The sequence below is a fragment of the Streptomyces sp. NBC_00083 genome (genome assembly GCF_026343295.1).
Taxonomy (GTDB): Bacteria; Actinomycetota; Actinomycetes; order Streptomycetales; family Streptomycetaceae; genus Streptomyces.
In genome coordinates, this window is the sequence record NZ_JAPELY010000002.1 from 1,604,924 (window position 1) to 1,626,004 (window position 21,081).

Consider the following 21,081-nt stretch of genomic DNA (forward strand, 5'->3'; position numbering starts at 1 on the left):
GGCGGTGTGGGGCATGCCTGGGTCTCCCCCCGGGGCACTCAGTCTGGGGTTCCACCGAGTGCTTGATCCAGAGCTGGACGGGGACGGGCCAGCACCCGCCGCCTTCCGGGACCGAGCCCCGGCCGGGCCGCCGACTTCTCCGGCTTCGCGTTCTGTTGCGTCATCTCCGGGACGCCGACGGTGCCGATGGGCCGGTCGGGGTCGGATGCCAGCGCTCCGAGCAGCCGGCTGAGCTGCTCGGCCCACGCCTGGACCGTGTGGTGGTCGAACAGGTCGGTGGCGTAGGCGATGACCCCCGTGATCCCGGTCGGCCGCCCGTCCGGCTCGTACGAGCCCCGCAACAGGAAGTTGAGGTCGAACTTGGCCGCTTCGTGGCCGGGGATGTCGAAGGGGGTGGTGGTGAGTCCGGGGAGGGTGAGGGTGGCTTCGGTGTTGGTGTCGAAGGAGAGCATGGTTTGGAAGAGGGGGTGGCGGGTGGCGGTGCGTGGTGGGGCGATGTTTTCGACGAGGCGTTCGAAGGGGAGGTCTTGGTTTTCGAAGGCGGCGAGGTCGGTTTCGCGTATGCGGGTGAGGAGTTGGGTGAAGGTGGGGTTTCCGGAGAGGTCGGTGCGCAGGACGAGGGTGTTGAGGAAGAAGCCGATGAGGTTGTGGAGGGCTTCTTCGGTGCGTCCGGCGACGGGGGTGCCGAGGGGGATGTCGGTGCCGGCGCCGAGGTGTGAGAGGAGGACGGTGAGGGCGCCTTGGACGACCATGAAGGGGGTTACGCCGGTGTGTCGGGCCAGTTCTGTGATGCGGGTGTGGGTGTCGGCGTTGATGGTGATGTCGACTTGTGCGCCGTGGTGGGTGGGGGTTGTGGGGCGTGGGCGGTCGTGGGGCAGGTTGAGTTCGATGGGGAGTTGGGCGAGGGCTTGGTTCCAGTAGGTGGTCTGGCGGGAGAGGGGGCTGGTGGGGTCGGTTGTGGTGCCGAGTAGTTCGCGTTGCCACAGGGTGTAGTCGGCGTATTGGACGGGGAGTTCGGTCCAGGTGGGGGTGGTGTTGTTGGTGTGTGCGGTGTAGGCGGTGGTGAGGTCGGTGCCGAGGGGGCCGGTGGACCAGCCGTCGCAGGCGATGTGGTGGATGAGGAGCATGAGGACGTGTTCGTTGGGTGCGGTGGTGAACACGTGGGTGCGCAGGGGGATTTCGGTGGCGAGGTCGAAGAGGTGTCCGGCTGCTTGGACGGCGAGGTCGGTCACGTTCTGGTCGTCGGTGTCGGTCCAGGTCAGGGGTGGGGTGACGGTGTCGGCGGGGAGGATCTGCTGGACGGGTTCGCCGTCGACGAGGGGGAAGACGGTTCGCAGGGTCTCGTGCCGGGCGACCACGTCTCCCAACGCGGCCGCCAGTGCCTGCCGGTCCAGCGGTCCGGACAGGCGCAGGGTCAACGGCATGTTGTACGCGGCGCTCGGCCCCCCCAACTGGCCGATGATCCACAACCGCTGCTGAGCGAACGACAACGGCAGCGACTCCGGACGGTCCGCCGCCACCAGCGCCGGACGTGAGGGCCCCGCCTCGCCCAGCACACGGGCCAGGGCGGCGACGGTGGGGGCCTCGAACAGCGCGCGGAGGGTGATCTCCACACCGAGCAACGCGCGGACGCGGGCGACCAGCCGGGTCGCGAGCAGGGAGTGCCCGCCGAGTTCGAAGAAGTGGTCGTCGACGCCGACGGAGGGCAGGGCCAGCACCTCGGCGAACGCCGCGCACAGCATCTCCTCCCGCACGGTCCTCGGAGCGCGGTGTGTCGAGGCGGCCGCGTAGTCCGGGGCGGGCAGGGCCTTGCGGTCGAGCTTCCCGTTGGCGGTCAGCGGCAGGCGGTCCAGGAGCACGACCGCGGCCGGCACCATGTAGTCCGGCAGCGGCCCGGCCGCATGCCGGCGGGCCAGACCCGCCAACTGGGCCAGTTGGTGCGGGGACTGGCCCGGCGCGGGCACCGCGTAACCGACCAGGCGCTTGTCACCGGGGGAGTCCTCGCGGACCACCGCCACGGCCCGCGCGACACCGGGACACCGGGCCAGCGCCGCCTCGACCTCGCCGATCTCGATCCGGAACCCCCGGACCTTCACCTGGTCGTCGGCCCGGCCGGCGAATTCGAGGGTCCCGTCCGGCCGCCACCGCGCCAGGTCCCCGGTGCGGTACATCCGCTCGCCGGGCGTGCCGAACGGGCAGGCCACGAACCGCTCCGCGGTCAGCGCGGGACGGTTCAGATAGCCGCGCGCCAGCCCTGCACCCGCCACGTACAACTCGCCGGTCACCCCGGGGGCCACCGGTTCCAGGCCGTCGTCGAGCACGAACATCCGCATGTTGAAGGTGGGTCCGCCGAGGACCGGCCGCGGCGTGGACCGCGGCTCGGCGAAGACCTGGTAGACGGTGCACTCCGTGGGCCCGTAGAAGCTGAAGCTGCGGGTGGCCCCGCCCAGCGATCCCAGCCACTCCCAGAGCGAGTCGGGCACGGCCTCGCCACCGACCACGAGCAGGGCCGGAGTACGGCGGCCGCGGTCGAACAGGCCCCCCGACACGGCGGCTGCCATATGGGTGGGGGTCAGTTCGAGGAAGTCGACGTCGTGTGCGTCCAGCCAGGCCGCGAGGAGACCGGTGTCGGAGAGCACCTCCGTGCTCACGATGTGCAGCTCGTGCCCCTCCAGCAGGCACGACAGCTGGTCCCACACCGCGTCGAAGGATATGGAGGTGGTCAGTGCGACCCGCAACGGGCGACGGTCCGACACCTCGGCGGCGCACGCGAAGACCGACTCGCGGTGCACGGTGACGAAGTGGGTGATGCTGCGGTGCGGGACCGTCACGCCCTTGGGAGTTCCGGTGGAGCCGGAGGTGTAGATGACGTAGGCGGGGTGGGCCGGAGTCAGCGGGCGGGTGCGCTCGGAGTCGGCCGGATCGTGGCTGCGGGCCTGGTGCGCCGGTCCGTCCTCGGCGGTGGCGTCCAGGACCAGCAGGGGGGTGCCGGCCGGCAGCCACGCCGCGATGGCCCGGAGCGTCACCACGTACGACGGCTTCGCGTCCTCGATCATGAACCGGACCCGCTCCTGCGGATAGTCGGTGTCGATCGGAAGATACGCCGCACCCGCCTTGAGCACGCCGAGCATGGCCACGATGAGATCGATCGAGCGGGGCAGTGCCATGCCCACGATGTCCTCGGGGCCCACCCCGCGCTCGATCAGGTGGTGCGCCAGCCGGTTGGCGCGCGCGTTGAGCTCGCCGTAGGTCACCGCGGCGCCGTCGAAGACGACCGCGGTGGCCCCGGGGGTGCGAGCGGCCTGCTTCTCGAAGAGGGCCGGCAGGTGCGTGGGCGGGACGGGGCGGGCGGTGTCGTTCCAGGTGCGCAGTACCGTCTCCCGCTCCGCCGCCGAGAGCACCGGGACCTGGTCCACCCGCCGGCCGGGGTCGGCTGCCAGGGCGCCGAGGACACGGGTGAAGCGTTCGGCGAGCCGCTCGACGCTCGGACGGTCGAACAGGTCGACGGCGTAGAAGACCTCGCCGGCCATCCCGGCGGGGCGGCCGTACTCGTCGAAGCGCTCGCTCAGGTCGAAAGAGAGGTCGAACTTGGCCGGGGTGTCCTCGTCGGGCAGCAGGCGCGTGCGCAGGCCGGGCAGGTGGAGCGCGGGCTCCGCGTTGTTCTGGAGCGCGAGCATGACCTGGAGCAGCGGATGGCGGGCCATGGAGCGGGCCGGGGCCAGCTCTTCGACCAGGCGCTCGAACGGCACGTCCTGGTGCGCCAGCGCGTCGAGCGTCTGCTCCCGCACCCGGGCGAGCAGTTCGCCGAAGGACGGACCGCCGGACACATCCGTGCGCAGGACCAGGGTGTTGACGAAGAACCCGACGAGGTCGTCGAGCGCTGTGTCGGTGCGCCCGGCCGTCGGCGTTCCGATCACGATGTCCTGGCCGGCGCCGAGCCGGGAGAGCAGCACGGCCAGTGCGGCCTGGAGCACCATGAAGACCGTCGCGCCCTCGTCCCGGGCCAGTTCCGCGACCCGGGCGTGCAGCGGCGCCGGGATCTCCAACGTCACGCTGCCGCCCCGGTGCGTGGCCACCGCGGGGCGGGCCCGGTCGACGGGCAGCGCCAGTTCCTCCGGAATGCCGGCCAGCGCTTCGCGCCAGTGGGCCAGTTGCCTGTTCAGCAGAGTCCCGGGGTCCTGCGCCTCGCCGAGCAGTTCCCGCTGCCACAGTGTGTAGTCCGCGTACTGGACCGGCAGTGGCGCCCAGCCGGGTTCCTGGCCGGCCAGGCGCGCCGTGTACGCCACCGAGAGGTCCCGGGCCAGCGGCCCGAGCGACCAGCCGTCACCGGCGATGTGGTGCACGAGCAGCACCAGCACGTGGTCGTCCGCGCCCGCCTCCAACAGCCAGGCGCGGAACGGCACTTCGGCCGCGAGGTCGAAGCAGTGGCCCGCGGCCCCGCTGATCGACGCGCTCAGGCCGGCCGCCGCGACCAGGGCCTCGGGCACCACGGTGAGCACCTCGCCGAGCTCCTCGACCGGCACCACCCGCTGGCACGGCCGGCCCTCGACCGAAGGGAAGAGGGTGCGCAGCACCTCGTGGCGTCCGAGGACGTCCCGCAGCGCCGCGTCCATCGCGCCGGTGTCGATCGCACCGGAGAGCCCGATGACCGCCGGGATGTTGTAGGTGGAGCTCGGCCCCTCGAGCTCGTGCAGGAACCACAGCCGCCGCTGCGCGGACGACAACGGCATCGGGTCGGGACGGTCCGCGGTCACCAGCGCCGGGCGCGAAGGGCCCGCCCCGGCCAGCGCCTTGGCCAGGGCGGCGATGTCGGGGGCCTCGAACAGCGTGCGGATGCCGAGTTCCACCCCGAGCAGGGCGCGGATACGGGCGACCAGCCGGGTGGCGAGCAGGGAGTGGCCGCCCAGCAGGAAGAAGTTGTCGTCGATGCCGACGGTGGACAGCTCCAGGTCCAGCACCTTGGCGAACGCGGCGCACAGGATCTCTTCCCGCACGGTCGTCGGAGCACGCCGGGCGGCCACGAGGGCTCGGTCGGGTGCGGGCAGGGCCTCATGGTCCGGTGTCCCGTGCTCCGTCAGGGGCAGGCGGTCCAGGACCACGATCGCGGCCGGCACCACGTGCGCGGGCAGCAGTCCGGCGGCGTGCTCGCGCAGGACCTTGGGCAGCCGTGCGGCCACGTCCGGGGCGAGGCCGGGGCCGGGCACCACGTAGCCGACCAGACGCCGCTCACCCGGGTTGTCCTCACGCGCGACGATCGTCGCCCCCGCGATGCCGGGGTACCCCGCGAGCACCGCCTCGACCTCGCCGAGCTCCCCGCGGAAGGCGCGGGTCGGCGTCGGCCGCTCCGCCGTGCCGACGGTCGCGCCGGGATTCAGGGTCAGTTCTCCGAGCAGCCGGCCGAACCGCTCGGCCCACGCCTGGACCGTGTGGTGGTCGAACAGGTCGGTGGAATATTCGAGAATTCCCTTGATGCCGACGGGATGCCCTTCCGGTCCGAACCGCTCCTCGAATTCGAAGTTGAGGTCGAATTTCGCTGTTCCGTGGCCGGGGATGTCGAAGGGGGTGGTGGTGAGTCCGGGGAGGGTGAGGGTGGCTTCGGTGTTGGTGTCGAAGGAGAGCATGGTTTGGAAGAGGGGGTGGCGGGTGGCGGTGCGTGGTGGGGCGATGTTTTCGACGAGGCGTTCGAAGGGGAGGTCTTGGTTTTCGAAGGCGGCGAGGTCGGTTTCGCGTATGCGGGTGAGGAGTTGGGTGAAGGTGGGGTTTCCGGAGAGGTCGGTGCGCAGGACGAGGGTGTTGAGGAAGAAGCCGATGAGGTTGTGGAGGGCTTCTTCGGTGCGTCCGGCGACGGGGGTGCCGAGGGGGATGTCGGTGCCGGCGCCGAGGTGTGAGAGGAGGACGGTGAGGGCGCCTTGGACGACCATGAAGGGGGTTACGCCGGTGTGTCGGGCCAGTTCTGTGATGCGGGTGTGGGTGTCGGCGTTGATGGTGATGTCGACTTGTGCGCCGTGGTGGGTGGGGGTTGTGGGGCGTGGGCGGTCGTGGGGCAGGTTGAGTTCGATGGGGAGTTGGGCGAGGGCTTGGTTCCAGTAGGTGGTCTGGCGGGAGAGGGGGCTGGTGGGGTCGGTTGTGGTGCCGAGTAGTTCGCGTTGCCACAGGGTGTAGTCGGCGTATTGGACGGGGAGTTCGGTCCAGGTGGGGGTGGTGTTGTTGGTGTGTGCGGTGTAGGCGGTGGTGAGGTCGGTGCCGAGGGGGCCGGTGGACCAGCCGTCGCAGGCGATGTGGTGGATGAGGAGCATGAGGACGTGTTCGTTGGGTGCGGTGGTGAACACGTGGGTGCGCAGGGGGATTTCGGTGGCGAGGTCGAAGAGGTGTCCGGCTGCTTGGACGGCGAGGTCGGTCACGTTCTGGTCGTCGGTGTCGGTCCAGGTCAGGGGTGGGGTGACGGTGTCGGCGGGGAGGATCTGCTGGACGGGTTCGCCGTCGACGAGGGGGAAGACGGTTCGCAGGGTCTCGTGCCGGGCGACCACGTCTCCCAGCGCGGCCGCCAGTGCCTGCCGGTCCAGCGGTCCGGACAGGCGCAGGGTCAACGGCATGTTGTACGCGGCGCTCGGCCCTGCCGACTGACCGGTGATCCACAACCGCTGCTGAGCGAACGACAACGGAATCATGCAGGCTACCTCGCTGTTTCCGACCGCTATCAGTCGCGATCCGCAGCCGATGGCTCGGGTGCCGAATTCACCGGCAGGGCATCGGGCCGCAGCGGGATCGGGAGCCGTTGAGTCGGCAGAATGGGTTGGCAAAAGAGAGAAGCGGTGTGCATCGACTTCGCGAGGCTAGCAGGCGGCACTCGCGCGGGTGAATGAATACCGGGCACCACTCGACAGAGCCCGGGAGGGTGTCTCGCCGGCGAGACGGGCCAACGTCTCACATGTCCGAACGGCGGAATTCCAAGCCCTCGAACGCGCCACTGCTCCGCCATTCCTGGAGGTGCCGGAAGAAACCCAGACCGTCCGGGAACTCGTATTCGTCCCACAGGGTGTGCGGACCGAGTTCCATTCCCTCGTTGTTGGAATAGCCGGGGGTGCACTCGGTACCCAGGAACGTGCGCCACTCCGGATCGACTCCCACGTTGCTCATCCAGGCGTCCTCCGCCTGCTGGGTGAGCTCCACGACCGCGGACCCCGTGGTGACCGCGTGCGCGACGGAGGCGGCGACGGTCCTGGCCGCCTCGGACAGGTTGTGCGAGAGGTTGGAGAACCGTGTCCCGCCGGTGAGCGACTGGACGAGGAACGCGTTGGGGAACCCGTGCACATGGAGCCCGTGCATCGTGCGCATGCCGTTGGCCCAGTGCTCCGACAGCCGCTTGCCGTCCCTGCCGACCGGGTCGAATTCCGCGCGCCGGGTGGGCGAGGTGCCGACCTCGAATCCCGACGCGTAGATGACGCAGTCCACCTCGTACTCGGTGCCGTCCACCACGACACCGCGCGGCGTGATCCGCTCGACACCCTTGCCGTCCGTGTCGACGAGACGGACCGCCGGTTCGTTGTAGGCCTTCAGATACTCGTCGTGGAAGGTCATGCGCTTGCACGGCAGCCAGTACCAGGGCTTGAGGAGTTCCGCGGTCCGCGCGTCGTCGACCGTCTCCTCCACCCGGGCGTGGAGGCGGCCCATCTTCTCCATGTCCGCGAAGTACGGGGCGGTCAGATGCTCGGGCGCGTCCGCGTCCGGCTGGTGGTTCTCCCCGGCGTGGCGCCACATCCTGGCCATGGCGGTCCAGCCGTCGTTGATCAGGTCCTCGGCCGGCTGCTCGGCCGACGTCATGTTGGCCGCGTAGTTGTCCAGCCAGCGCTGCTGCCAGCCGGGCGTGGCCATGTCCGCGAACCAGTCCTGGTCGATCGGCCGGTTGTTGCGGACCTCGATGACGGACGGCGTGCGCTGGAAGACCAGCAACTCCTGGCAGGCGGTGGCCAGGTGGGGGATGCACTGCACCGCGGTGGCACCGGTACCGATGATCGCCACCCGCTTGTCCCGCAGATTGCCCAGCGGTCCGCCGGCCGGGTCGCCGGTGTAGGCGTAGTCCCATCGGCTCGCGTGGAAGGCATGGCCCGCGAAGGTCTCGATGCCCGGGATGCCGGGGAGCTTCGGCACGGACAGGTGGCCGAGCCCCATGACCACGAACTGGGCAGTGAACTCGTCATCGCGGTCGGTCCGCACCGTCCACAGCCCCGCCGGCTCGTCCCAGTCCAGGCCGGTGACCCGGGTGTGGAAGAGCGCGTTCTCGTACAACCCGTACTGCTTGCCGATGCGTTGGCAGTGCTCCTGGATCTCCGGGGCGCGCACGTACCACTCGGTGGGCACGTAGCCGGTCTCCTCCAGCAGCGGCAGGTAGATCATGGACGCGATGTCGCACTGGGCGCCGGGGTACCTGTTCCAGTACCAGGTTCCGCCGAAGTCGCCGCCGGTGTCGATGACCCTGATGTCGCGGACACCCGCCTCGTTCAGACGGGCGCCCGTCATGAGACCGGCGAACCCCCCGCCGATGACCGCGACCGTGACGTGGTCGCGGCGCGGCTCACGCTCGACACGATCGGTGAAGGGGTCCTCGTTCATGTGGGCGAACTCGCCCTTGAGGGGCAGGTATTGGTCGATGCCGTCCGGTCGCAGTCGCTTGGCCCGCTCGGCGGCGTTCTTAGCGACATGGTCCGACGTGGTGTGCCTGGACATAAAAGTGTCTCCTTCGCATGCGTTTCTCCGGCCGCCGGGCCAGCACGTGGTGTGTGTCGTGGTCGGGGCTCGACGCGGCTCGTGGGCCCGGCCCCGGAACGGACGGCGCCTCCAGCCCCGGCTCACCCGGACTGTGCGTACGAACGCGCCGTCGTCGTCATGCGTCCGCTCTCCTGCCCAGCACGGGCCGGGGCGCGACGGCCCCGGCTGTGAGCTGACTGGCCAGCTCCCCGAGCGACCGCATGTCGAAGAACGCCCGCAGCCGCAGCTCGCAGCCCATGACGGCGCGCACCCGGCCGATGACGATCATGGCGAGCAGTGAATCTCCGCCGAGGTCGAAGAAGTTGTCGCCGGGGCGCGGGTGCGGAACACCGATCACCTCGGCCACGATCCGGCACAGCTGCCGTTCTCGGGGGTCGGCGGACTCCTGGGCGCCGCGGCCGTTGTCCGGCACGGCGACCGAGGGGCCGCCGCCCGCCAGTACCGCACGGTCCACCCTTCCGTCGGGCGTGGCGGGAAGGGCGGCGAGCACCTCCACCCGGTCGGGCAGCAGCGCGGAGGGGAGCCTGCCGCGCAGGAACTCCCGGATCCCGGCGGGCGTCGGCGCGTCCTGCCCTTCGGCGCCCGGTACGACGTACGCCACCAGTTCGGCCATGCGGGTCCCGGCACCGACCGCGACGACCGCGGCGCGGGCGACGGCGGGATGCCCGAGCAGCTCGCCCTCCACTTCGGCCGGCTCCACGCGCAGGCCGCGGACGGTGACCTGGTCGTCGAGGCGCCCCCACAGCTCCAACTGTCCGTCCGGGCGCAGCCGGCCCCGGTCGCCGGTGCGGTACATGCGCTGTCCCGGTACGGGGCTGAAGGGGTCGGCCACGAAGCGCTCACTGGTGGACGCCGGCTGTCCCGCGTATCCCTGGGCCACGCCAGGTCCGCCGATGCAGATCTCGCCGGGGAACAGGGGCGGCAGCAACTGCATCTGGTCGTCGACGACGTAGATCCGCGATCGGCCGGCCGCGCGGCCGGCCACCGGCCCCGCGTGTTCACGGATTTCCGCCCTGGCGGATTCCACGGTGCACTCCTCGGTCCCGTAGGTGTGGAACGCGAGCAGGCCGGGTGTGCCGCGCAGGCGCTCCCACAACGAGTCGGACGGTCGATCGCCGCCGAGCACCACGAGCTTCGGAGGGTGGGGGAGCGTCGGGAGGCCGTCCTCGACCAGGATGTCGATCCGGTCGCTCGTGCTGTCCAGTACGTCGATCGCCGTCTCGGGATCGGCTCCACGGGCGAGGAGCCGGTACGAGTCCGTCCGCTCCTCCTCGTCGAGGAGCAGCAGCCTGTGCCCGAAGGCGATCATGCCGAGGCAGTGGGTGATGAACCTGCCGGAGGTCACCGCGCTCAGGGCACCGACATTGACCTGGCGGTCCTCGGGCAACCGGGCGTACATCGGCGCCAGTTGGGCGGTGGCGAGCGCGAGAACGCTCGCCTGGTCGACGACCGCGCCCCTCGGCCGTCCGGTGGCGCCCGGTGTGAAGACCACGTAGGCGGGTGCGGCGGCCGGGCGCGTCGCGGTGCCGGCGGCCGGAGCGTGGCCCGGGGTGTTCCCGGCGTCCGCAAGGAGGTCCGCCACCGGGACGGTCTCGACCTCGGAGAACGGCTCGTCGGCGACGACGAGAGCGACGCCCGCCTCCGCGAGGAGCAGACGGCGGCGGAACTCCGGCTGGTCCCGGTCGAGCAGCAGGAAGGCTCCGCCCGCGCACCAGGTGGCGAGCATCGCGACGATCAGATCGGTGCGCCGGTCCAGACAGATTCCCACCACGGTGGCGGTCCGCACGCCGCGAGCCGTCAGGCCCGCGGCCATCGAACGTGCCCGGCCGGCCAGTTCGGCGAAGGTGAGGGGCGCGCCGTCCGCGACGACCGCCTCCCGTTCGGGCGCGGTGGCCGCGGTCCGTTCGAAGAGTTCCCACGCGGACGTGCATGCCGACGACGCGGAGCCGTTCTCGGGTTCACCACTCGCGCCGAGCGCCAGCGTCCGCGTCAGGGCGCCCCGGTCGAGAAGCGGAATGCTGCCGAGGGCGGCGTCGGATCGCTGGACGAGAGTCCCCAGCAGATCGCCATAGGCCTGGGCGAACCGCCGCATGGCTGCCTCGGAGAACCGGTGGCGGTTGAATTCGACGGTGACCGAGACATCGCCTGCCACCCGCTGAATGTCCAGCGACAGATCGAATTGCAGCCCCGACAATTCCTCCGGGTCCGGCTGGAGCGCCACCTGGAGATCTTCGAGTGCCCATACGTCGTTCAGGTCGCTCGCGCCCCAGGTGATGGATGCCTGGAACAGCGGGTTGCGATCGGCGGCGCGGTCGGGGGCCAGTGCACCCACGACCATCTCGAACGGAACGTCCTGATAGTCCAGTGCGTCATGAACCGTTTCGCTCACGCGATCGAGAAGCTGATCGAAGGTCAGTGCCGGATCCACCTGGCAGCGCAGTGCCACCGTATTGGAGAAGAATCCGATCGTTCCGAAGAGTTCCGGGGTCGGCCGGCCGAGCGTCTGCGTTCCGACCGACAGATCGTTCGTTCCCGTCCACCGCTGGAGCAAGAGGAAATAGGCGGACAGCATGCCGGCGAACGGCGTCACCGAGCGGGCCCGGCAGAATTCCTCGAATTCTGCCACCACATTCTGCGGGACGGTGACCGGAAGTCTTGCCCCGATCATGGTGTGCGGATTCTGTTCGCCGTCCTCCGGCATCGACGCCGGCCGCATTCCCGCCAGCCGGTCGCGCCAGTAATCCAGGGCCTCCTCATCCACCTTGGCAGCGTTCTCCGTCAGGCAGAAGTCGGCATACTGCGCGGCCGGCGCCGCGAGGGCGGGTGCGTCCGGGTCCGCGTAGGCCAGCTGGAGCTCCTCGGCGAAAACCTTCCCGGACACCTCGTCCGTGATGATGTGGTGGAGGGTGAAGGCCAGCAGATGGAAGCTCGGCGACAGCCGTATCACCGACGTACGCCAGAGCGGGCCCGCCGAGAGATCGAAGGGGAGCTCGGCGACCCTCCTGGCCTCCGCGTCCGCCCACGCCCTGCGCTCGTCCCACGAGTCGCCCTCGGCCTCCACCAGGCCGATCAGAACCGGCCGTCCGGCGTCCCCGTCCTCGTCGTGGACGACCTGGAGGACCTCGCCGTCGTGCTCGACGAACGTGGTGCGAAAGGCCTCGTGCCTGGCGCGCAGCACCTGGAGCGCGCGTTCCAGCCTGTCTACCGAGAGATCTCCCGTGACGGCAAGAACCGGCCTCCAGACATCGGACGAGTTGTTCGGCCGCAGCACCGTGGAGAAGTACATCCTGCGCTGCGCGGAAGAGGCGGGAACCCTGCGCGAATGACGCTTGCCCGCGAGACCGTCACCCTCAAGATCCGGCATATCCAGTCCATGTGTGTGACGTATTCGGGGCACGGAAGCCCTCCCCCATCAGATCGGCCGTTCCTTCGATACCACTCTATTTTCCGGCTCGATCCACGCAATCGTTCGAGTGCCGGTGGGACGCTTTCACCTGCCGCGCATTTACAGCCCGTTGCCGCGGGAAGAGGGTGGCCCCCAACATGACGCCTCCCGGGGTCATTTCCAGCGCCGGCGAGGACCGTTCGTCCGCCTCGTGTCTCGCCGGCGAGACACCGCCGGGAGGGGGTGCACGCTCGCACCGATCGGCGCCGAACGTGGCGAATTGTCCGATCGGCGGTACAAGCGGCACGGAAGGAGCAATATAAATGCGCTGTGATGTCGAGGGGATTTCCCTTAAGGGGAACCCCTTATCGGTGAAGGGCTCCCAGGTGCCTGCCTCCGCGCCGTAGCGGACGGCCCGCGGGAGGCGCACAATCAAGCCACTCGGAGAGGCCGACTGTTACGGTTGGCCGGTACACGCGAAAGCATCAACCAGCGGGGGATCGTTGAGTACTGCTATTCTCACAAAAGGGACAAACGAGACAACCGCACGGAACGTGGCAACGACAAGCACGACGGGACAGTTGCTGAGCAGGGGCGTGCAATTCCACAAGTCCGGCCTATCGTTCACTTCCAGGCAAAGCCTCAATACGTGGGAACAGGTCGGTACGGGGCTGCTGTCATTCGCGGACTCTTCCACCTGGTGGGTTGCCGACTGGCTGGTGTATGGCGAATCCGAGTTCCAGGACCGTTACCACGAAGCCGTCAAGCGGACGTCGCTCAGCTATCAGACGCTCCGTAATTACACATGGGTGGCGCGCAAGTTTCCGCTCACCCGTCGACGGCAGAATCTCAGTTTCAGTCATCACCTCGAAGTGGTGGCGCTCGACCAGCCGGAGCAGGACTACTGGCTGAGGAAAGCGGAAGCGTTGCGCTGGAGCAGGAACAAGCTTCGCGGGGAGGTCCGCAGCAGCCTGCGCGCCCGGCAGAGCGAGGTGACCGAGTCCAAGGGCCGCGTCGAGCCGGCCAAAAACGTTACCGCCGGGGCCGGTTCGGTTGCCGGGCGGGCCGCATCCGTCGAGACCGGAGCCGGCGCGGGTCCGGAGCGGCGCGAGGCCGAGTCCTGTACCGAGGCGGGTCAGCTGCGCATCGAACTGCCGGCCGGCATCCTGGCGCAGCTGCGGACCGCCGCCAGCAGGGAGGGATCGCCGGTCGAGGCCTGGGCGATGGAGATCCTGCGCCGGGCCGCCGGCGAGTCCTGAGGCGAGGGCGAAACCGTACGTCGGGCGACCTCCCGGGGTCCTTCCCGACGTGCGGCGGGCGCCGGTACCGTCCTGTGAGCGGGCCGCGGAGCGTGGCGGCACCCGCCGCGCGCCGGCCCCTGGCGTGTTCCTTCGGCGGCCTCGCAGGGAAGCGCCGCCCCACTGTTCCGCAGAGCGAACCTGGCACCCGGTGCTCCGTGGGCTCCGCCCCGTCGGCGGGAGCGGATCCGACCGGTGAAAGTAACCAGGACGCATTCCACGTATGAGGATCACAGATGACCCTGTCCTTGTTGTGCATACCCTTCGCCGGGAGCGGCGCCGGCTTCTACCGGGCCTGGCCCAACGGCGGTGAGCAGGGTCTTCGGATCGTCCCGCTCCAGATGCCCGGTCGGGAGGAGCGGTTCATGGAGGCCCCGTACAAGGACGCCGGGGAGGCCGCAGAGGACCTGGCGGGCGCCGCGCTCCGGCTGGTCGGCGGGGCGGAACGGGTGGCGCTCTTCGGGCACAGCCTCGGCGCCGTCCTCGCGTACGAGACGGCTCGTGCACTCCGGGCGCGGGGCTTCGACGCGCTGGAGCATCTCTTCGTGAGCGGGTCCCCCGGCCCGCGCAGCGGCCGCACGGGGCGGACCGCGGAACTCGACGACGACACCTTCGTGGAGCGGGTGGCGGAGCTCGCCGGGTACCGGCACGAGGCGCTCGACGACCCCGATCTGCGGGACGTGCTGCTGCCGCTGCTCCGGGCCGACGTGGCGCTGCACGAGGACTACCGGCCCGTCACGGACGAGCCGTTGACGCTTCCCGTCACGGCTCTGCGGGGGGCGGACGACGCCCTGGTGAGCCGGGCGCAGTGCGCGGACTGGGAGGCGGCGACGACCGGGCCGTTCGAGCTGAGGGAACTGGCGGGCGGGCACATGTATCTGACCGACGGGAGCCGGGAGTTGCTCGCCGTCATCGAGGCCGCGGCGCGGGCCGCACGCACATGACGCGCGACGGGAGGAGCACGACGGGCGCCGCCCTGGAGTCCCGGACCGTGGTCATCACCGGCGCGGGCCGGGGCCTGGGGCGCGCCTGTGCGCTGCGGTTCGCGGACGAGGGCGCCGACCTCGTACTGCTCGACGTGGGCGAGGACATCGACGGTGTCCCCTACCCCCTGTCGACGAGCGGGCAGCTCACGCACACCGCCAGGCTCTGCGAGGAGCGCGGCGCGGCGGTGCTGGCGGACTCGGTCGACGTGCGCGGCAGTGTCGCACCGGCGGTCGAGAGGGCGCTCGACCGCTTCGGCCGTATCGATGTCCTCGTCAACAACGCGGGCATCGCCGCCCCTTCGGGAAAGGCCGTCCACGAGATCACCGAGGACGAGTGGCATCTGATGATCGACGTCGACCTCTCCGGCGCGTGGCGCATGATCAAAGCCGTGGCTCCGACGATGATCTCTCAGCGGCGGGGCAGCGTCATCAACGTCTCGTCCACGGCCGGTCTGGTCGGCTACCGGCACTTCGCGGGGTATGTGGCCGCCAAGCACGGGCTGATCGGGCTGACCAAGGCCGCGGCCCTGGACTACGGACCGCACCAGGTCCGGGTCAACGCCCTCTGTCCGGGCTCCGTCGCGGACGACCCGGTGGTGGACGGCCGCATGCTGTCCGAGATCGCGCGCTCCCTCGACGTGGCCGTGGACGACCACGAGAGGGTCTTCGTCCAGGCGCAGCCGATGAACTCGCTCATCGCCCCCTCCGACATCGCCGGCGCCGCCCTCTGGCTCGCCGGTGACGATTCCCGGCAAGTGACCGGCAGTGTACTGACGGTCGACGGAGGCTTCACCGCGCGCTGACCCGCGCCGGCCGACCGCCTTCCCCGCACCCCTCTTGCCTTTCCGCACCCCTCTTGGCACACCCACAGGAGTTCTCCGATGGCGACAGCCCACTGGTCCGTGCCGCCGCACTGTCACGAGCAGGCCGCCATGTGCCACAGCCTGACGGTCGGATGCCCGCGGTCACCCGGTGCGAGCGAGCTCCGGGCACGGCTGGAACGGATCGGTGAACCCGCCGACGGCGTGCTGTGGGAACGGCTCACCCGGGAGCGCTCGACGACACCCCGGGCGCGGCGGTACGTGGAACAGGAAGCCCGCCGGCCTTTGCGCGCCACCTCCGGTCCGAGGCTGCGCGTGACCCTCGTGCGGCATGCGGACGGCGCCGCCGATCTGGTGCTGGTGGCCGCCCGTGACGCCCTGTCCCGGAGGGCACTGAGCGATCTGGCCGGGTTCCTCACCGGTGGCGCACCGCCCCGGGCGGTGCGGCACGGGGCCGCACGCGAAACGAGCGGGTCGGGGGCAGCCCCCCTCGCGGGACCGGAGTGGGGCTGCGGCGACCCGGCACGCCGGGGCATCGTCGGGACGGCCGAATTTTCCGTGCCGGTCTGCGAAACCCCGGTGGACCAACGGCTGTTGCTGTCCGCGACCGCCATCGTCCTGGCCCGGTACGACGCCGAGGAGACGCCGCGGGTCGGCCTGCTCGACCCCCGCGCGACAGAACCGGCCGCGCTGCCGACGCGTGTCCACCCGCAGGAGTCCGGACAGGAATCCACACGTATTGGCGCGCACGAGTCCACGTACGCCTTCACCTACGACGAGACCACGTCCGTCGCAGCTTTCCTCGACGCCGGGCCCCGGACACCGGAGCCGGCCGCCGAATCGGCCTTCGAACGCGGGGGTGGTCCCGCGATTCCCGTGGGCATGGTCTTCGGCGAGTGGGACGACACGCGGCGGTACCATCCCTGCCTCGCGCCCGTCTTCCCCCTCACGCTCCAGGCGGAGCGGCGCCCGGACGGGTCCTGGAGCGGCAGCTGCTGGTTCGACGAGGGGGTGATCGACCCGCTGATCGCGCAGGCCTTCGTCGGGCAAGTGGCCGATGCGGCACGGTGGTTGGCGGACATGGACCAGTCCGCCGGCGAACTGCCGCTGTCGGCGGTCCCCTCGATGCGGGCGGACCGCGCCGCGGACATCGTGCGGCGAGGCGTGACCCCCGCTCCCGCCGGGGCCGCCGCGGCCGGTTCGACGGTCCACGGGCGCTTCGAGGAGCTGGCCCGACGCCAACCGGACGCGGCCGGTGTCACGCACGGCACCAACACCCTGACGTACCGTCAACTCGACGAGCAGGCCTCGCTGATGGCCGAGGGGCTGCGCTCCTCCGGGGCGGCGCCGGGGGGCATGGTCGGTGTGTGCCTGGAGCGCGACGCGACCCTCGTCGTCACCCTGCTCGCGATACTCAAGTCCGGCTGCGCCTATGTGCCCATGGACGTCAAGTACCCGCACGAGCGGCTGCGTTACACGGCCGGGAGCGCCGGGGTGCGCGTCGTCGTCGCCGCGGCCGGGACGTTCCCCGCCGTCGAGGGCGTCCGGTCCCTGACCCCCGAGGAGTTGCTCCGGCTCGGCCGGAGGAGCGCCTCTCGCGGCCGGACCGCACTCGCCGACGAGAACGACCCCGCCTACATCATCTACACGTCCGGTTCGACGGGGCGGCCCAAGGGGGTCGTCGTCCCGCACAGCAATGTGCTGGCCCTGGTCGACGGCACGGCCGAGGAGTTCGGGCTCGGCGGCGACGACGTCTGGACGATGTTCCACTCCAGCGCGTTCGACTTCTCCGTCTGGGAGATCTGGGGATGTCTGCTGACCGGTGGCCATCTCGTGGTGGTGCCCTTCTGGATCACCCGGGACACGGCGCAGTTCCACGCCCTGCTCGCCGAACGGCGCGTCACCGTGCTCAACCAGACGCCCTCCGCGTTCCTGCCCCTCGTCGCGCAGGACCGCGAATCGCCGGCCGAACTCGCGGTGCGCCTGGTGATCTTCGGCGGTGAGCCGCTGGACGCCCGTGAGCTGTTGCCCTGGTTCGCCCGCCACCCGCAGGCGGAGTGCCGTCTGGTCAACATGTTCGGGATCACGGAGACCACCGTGCATGTGACGGCCCGGACCGTGACGCCGGAGGCGGCCCTGCGGGGGAGCCGCTCGGTAGGCCGGGCGCTCCCCGGCTGGTCGGTGTCCGTACGCGGACCGCACGGCGAGGTCCTGCCGCTGGGAGCGGCGGGCGAGATCTGGGTCGGCGGGGCCGGCGTGGCGCTGCGCTACGAGGGCCGGCCGGAGCTCACGGCGGAGCGTTTCGTCCCCGACCCGGTGACCGGCGAGCGAATCTACCGCAGCGGCGACAAGGGCCGCATGAAGCCCGACGGCTCCCTGGAACACCTGGGCAGGATCGACAGCCAGGTGAAGATTCGCGGGTACCGGATCGAGCTGGACGAGATCCGCAACGTCCTGCTCGGCGCGCCGTCGGTCTCCGGGGCGGCCGTCGTCGTACGCCACGACGAGAGCGGCGACCGAGCGGCCGACAGGCTGGACGCGTACGTGGTGCTCGAACGGGACACGACCGCGGCCATGGTCGCGGAGCACGCACGGCGGCTTCTGCCCGACTACATGGTCCCGGCGACGGTCACGGAAGTCGGTGCCATCCCGCTGACGATCAACGGGAAGGTGGACGGCGCACAGCTCCCCGCACCGACCACCGCCCGCCCGGCCGCGGCGGAGCCCCCGGACGCCGCCCCCAGCGGGTCCACCGACCGGCTGGAGCGGGATGTGCTGACCATCTGGAGCCGTCATCTGGGGGCGGCGGTCGGCCCCGAGGACAACTTCTTCGAACGGGGCGGCAACTCGCTCCTCGTGGTCCGTGTCCTGGCCGAGGTCAAGGACCTCGGCGCACCGAAGATCGCCGTGCGGGACTTCTACCAGAACTCCTCCGCCCGGCAGTTCATCGAACTGGTCAGGGAGCGGATCGGCTCGGTCTGACAGCCGGGTCCCCGCCCCGGGGCGTCCGTAGGGCGGGCGCGACGGTCGGGAAGGACGCGCGGCCCGGGACCCGTGCCGCGGCGCACCGCCGGCGAGCCCGCCAGAACGAGCCATCCCGCACTCAAGATCATCGCGGTGCCCCGTCACCGATCTACGATGCGAAGGGAACCCGTCGAACGCACCACACCCAGAACAGAAGGCTGAACCGCAATGAACGACAAGCGCGTTGTCATCGTCACCGGCGCCGGCTCCGGGATCGGGGAGGCGGCTGCTCGGCTGTTGTGCGAGGGGGGTCATTCCGTGGTCGCCGGCGGGCGGCGGGCCGAACCGCTGGAGCGGCTCGCGCGGGAGGCCGGGGCGCTGGCGCACCCCTGCGACGTGGGTACCCCCGAGGCCGCCGACAGCCTCGTGCGGGCCGCGCTCGACACGTACGGGCGGATCGACGGCATCGTGCTCAACGCCGGTATCGGGCGCGGCGGAACGGTCGGCGACCTCTCCCTGGACGACTGGGACGAGGTCATGCGCACCAACGTCACCGGCCCGCTGCTGCTCCTGCGCGCCGCGATGCCGCACTTGATCGAAGCGCGCGGCGCGGTCGTCTCCGTCGCGTCGGTCTCCGCGCTGCGCAACGGCCGCGGCAACGCGCCGTACGCCGTCTCCAAGTCGGCCCTGCTGCAACTGGCCCGCTCGGTCGCCGTCGACTACGCGCACCTGGGCGTGCGCTCCAACATCGTGTGCCCCAGCTGGGTGCGGACCGAGATGGCCGACCGGCGCATGAGCCGTTTCGCCGATGAGGCGGGGCTCGGGGACGGCGGCGCCGACTCCGCCTACGCGGAGGCCACCCGGCTGCTGCCCATGGGACGTCCCGCCGAGCCGCGTGAGGTCGCCGAGGCCATCAGCTGGTTGCTCTCCCCGGCGTCCTCGTACGTCAACGGCTCCGTGCTCACCATCGACGGCGGCGCGACCGCCCTCGACCCGGGGACCCTCGCGTTCGACTTCCGGATCACCCCGAGGGAGGATGCCGCACTCTGAGGGCTCGTCGGGGCCCGCGGTTCAGCCGGGCCGGACCGCCCCCGCGGCGGCGCGGCCCGACACCGCGGGCCAGATCCGGGCGATCGCCAGAAGCGTCACCGTGCTGCCCCGGTCGACGCCGGGCAGCGGGCGTGGCGCCGAGGGCGGGGCGCCCGCGAGTTTGGCGCGGCGGGCCTCGTCGAGGGCCCCGGCGAGCGCCGCCGCCGTCAGCCGGTCGCCGTACAGGCCCGCGTGCCGCGCCCGCAGGAGCGCCTGCTCGTACGCGTCCGGCCGGACGTACTGCTGGAGCTCCAGCATCGCGTCGTACGTCTCGATGGTCTGGCGGTGCGCCTGGAGGGAGAGCGGGGAGCGGGGGCGCAGCACGTCCTGGACCCGGGAGCGCTGCGGCTTCGTCAGGGTCACCTGGGGGACCGCGACCACCAGATCGCGCCACAGCGGCCACAGCCGCCACGTCGTGCGCAGGTCCGACACCGACCTCGCGCAGGCGGTCGCGGTGGGCACCAGGAGCGAGGCCGCGCGGAACAGGCCGTGGACGCTGATGACCAGGGAGAGGTAGGGGAGCGTACCGATGGTGTGGAAGCACAGGTTGAGGAGGTAGCCGCTCCAGAACACGATGGCCAGGACGCTGCCGGCCGCGAACAGCCGCAGGGACCATACGAGATCGCGGTCGTCGGCACGCCGGCTGTACTCCCAGCAGACGACCACGGCGACCGCGTCGCCCAGCAGATGGGCGGCGACGAGGATCAGCCAGTACAGCGTCGACGGGTCGGCCGGCCCCTGGAGCGCCATCCGCGACCCCGACTGTGCGACGCCGAACCGGTCGAGGACCAGCAGCGCACCCATCGCCGCCACCAGACCCGCCACCACGGTGGGCCGGAGCCGGCGCGACCGGGTGGAGTCGATGACGAAGAGCAGGACGAGTCCGGCGCTCAGCACCCCCAGCACATTGCGGGTCAGGGACACCAGATGGACGCCGGCGCCCGCGCTCACCAGCCACCCGACGACCTTGGGCTGGAACAGGGTGATGGCGATGGTCGCGCTGAGGACGGTGAGCCACAGGCCGCGGTGCGCGGGGCGGCGCAGCGCCGGCAGGGCCCGCCACACGAGGGCCGCCCACAGGACGACCATGCTCACCAGGCCCACGGTGTCGGCCAGTTGATCCACCACGCGTTCACTCGCCACCGGTGACCGTCAATCCGAGGAAGGCGCCGAGTCGTCCCAGGGGGCCCGCCAGACGGCTGGGCTTCCCGGAACTCTGGATCAGGCTGGCGATCATCTCGGCTTCCTGCTCCTCGCGGGTGGTGTAACTGCTGCGCGCCATCAGGCGTTTGACGAGCTGCGGCTGGAGCTCGCCGTCCGGCGGTCCCGCCAGGTCGCCGGCGCCCGCGGCGATGTCCCGGCGGTGGTCGCACAGCACATGGCCGATCTCGTGCAGGACGATGTGCTCGCGGTGCAGGGGCGCGGTCCTGGCCTCGTAGAAGATGTAGTCGGCGGTGTCGGTGCCGAGCCACAGCCCGCAGACCCCGCTCTGCGCGGCCTCCTCCGGCAGTTCCCGCAGGACGAGGCGGCGGCCCCGCAGCTCCTCCACCCGTGCGCAGACGGCGTCGAAGGGCAGGGAGCGCTCCACGCCGACATCACGCAGGATCGCGAGGCACCTGCGTTGCAGCTCCTCGTACGCGCCGGTTGTCCGCACTGGCTCTCTGCCGCCTTCCACGTCTGCCACCCCAGCGTAATGAGCCGCCCGCTCCGTCGAACGTGTGCGCCCGCTCCGCCGCCCGGGTTTGGCGCGAACCCGACGGTGCCGGGCGCGG

At 70.9% G+C, this 21,081-nt stretch carries 10 protein-coding genes; 5 read left to right on the forward strand and 5 right to left on the reverse strand.

The window, feature by feature from the left end; translation table 11 throughout:
- Positions 1-38: 38 nt before the first annotated feature.
- The 3 genes from OOJ98_RS23415 to OOJ98_RS23425 form a co-directional block, all read right to left on the reverse strand.
- Positions 39-6,668, reverse strand: coding sequence for a non-ribosomal peptide synthetase (locus OOJ98_RS23415; protein WP_267056896.1), 6,630 nt, complete (start codon positions 6,666-6,668; stop codon positions 39-41).
- A 256-nt stretch (positions 6,669-6,924) separates the two neighbouring features.
- Positions 6,925-8,724 (reverse strand): NAD(P)/FAD-dependent oxidoreductase, encoded by a 1,800-nt coding sequence (locus OOJ98_RS23420; RefSeq protein ID WP_267056897.1) that lies wholly within the window; start codon positions 8,722-8,724, stop codon positions 6,925-6,927.
- A 157-nt stretch (positions 8,725-8,881) separates the two neighbouring features.
- Entirely contained in the window at positions 8,882-12,034 is a 3,153-nt protein-coding gene (locus OOJ98_RS23425; RefSeq protein ID WP_267057072.1) for a condensation domain-containing protein, read from the reverse strand.
- Positions 12,035-12,747: 713 nt separating this feature from the next.
- Here OOJ98_RS23425 and OOJ98_RS23430 point away from each other — a divergent pair.
- The 5 genes from OOJ98_RS23430 (at position 12,748) to OOJ98_RS23450 (ending at position 19,270) form a co-directional block, all read left to right on the forward strand.
- Positions 12,748-13,410: an LmbU family transcriptional regulator gene (locus tag OOJ98_RS23430; protein WP_267056898.1), complete on the forward strand. Its 663-nt coding sequence runs from the start codon at positions 12,748-12,750 to the stop codon at positions 13,408-13,410.
- 275 nt (positions 13,411-13,685) lie between these two features.
- Positions 13,686-14,393 carry a thioesterase II family protein gene (locus OOJ98_RS23435; RefSeq protein ID WP_267056899.1) on the forward strand — a complete coding sequence of 236 codons (708 nt, stop codon included), beginning with the start codon at positions 13,686-13,688 and terminating at the stop codon, positions 14,391-14,393.
- On the forward strand, positions 14,390-15,238 hold the full coding sequence (locus OOJ98_RS23440; RefSeq protein WP_267056900.1) for a mycofactocin-coupled SDR family oxidoreductase: 849 nt from the start codon (positions 14,390-14,392) through the stop codon (positions 15,236-15,238). The genes OOJ98_RS23435 and OOJ98_RS23440 overlap by 4 nt, the downstream gene beginning before the upstream one ends.
- Before the next feature lie 78 nt (positions 15,239-15,316).
- Positions 15,317-18,238, forward strand: a complete 2,922-nt coding sequence (locus tag OOJ98_RS23445; protein ID WP_267056901.1) for an amino acid adenylation domain-containing protein — start codon at positions 15,317-15,319, stop codon at positions 18,236-18,238.
- Positions 18,239-18,448: 210 nt separating this feature from the next.
- Positions 18,449-19,270, forward strand: a complete 822-nt coding sequence (locus OOJ98_RS23450; protein ID WP_267056902.1) for an SDR family NAD(P)-dependent oxidoreductase — start codon at positions 18,449-18,451, stop codon at positions 19,268-19,270.
- Positions 19,271-19,291: 21 nt separating this feature from the next.
- On the opposite strand, the gene OOJ98_RS23455 is transcribed toward OOJ98_RS23450, so the two are convergent.
- Both OOJ98_RS23455 and OOJ98_RS23460 read right to left on the reverse strand, forming a co-directional pair.
- Entirely contained in the window at positions 19,292-20,452 is a 1,161-nt protein-coding gene (locus OOJ98_RS23455) for an MAB_1171c family putative transporter (RefSeq protein ID WP_267056903.1), read from the reverse strand.
- Positions 20,442-20,963 carry an ImmA/IrrE family metallo-endopeptidase gene (locus OOJ98_RS23460; RefSeq protein WP_267056904.1) on the reverse strand — a complete coding sequence of 174 codons (522 nt, stop codon included), beginning with the start codon at positions 20,961-20,963 and terminating at the stop codon, positions 20,442-20,444. Before OOJ98_RS23460 ends, OOJ98_RS23455 begins: the two co-directional genes overlap by 11 nt.
- Positions 20,964-21,081 lie beyond the last annotated feature (118 nt).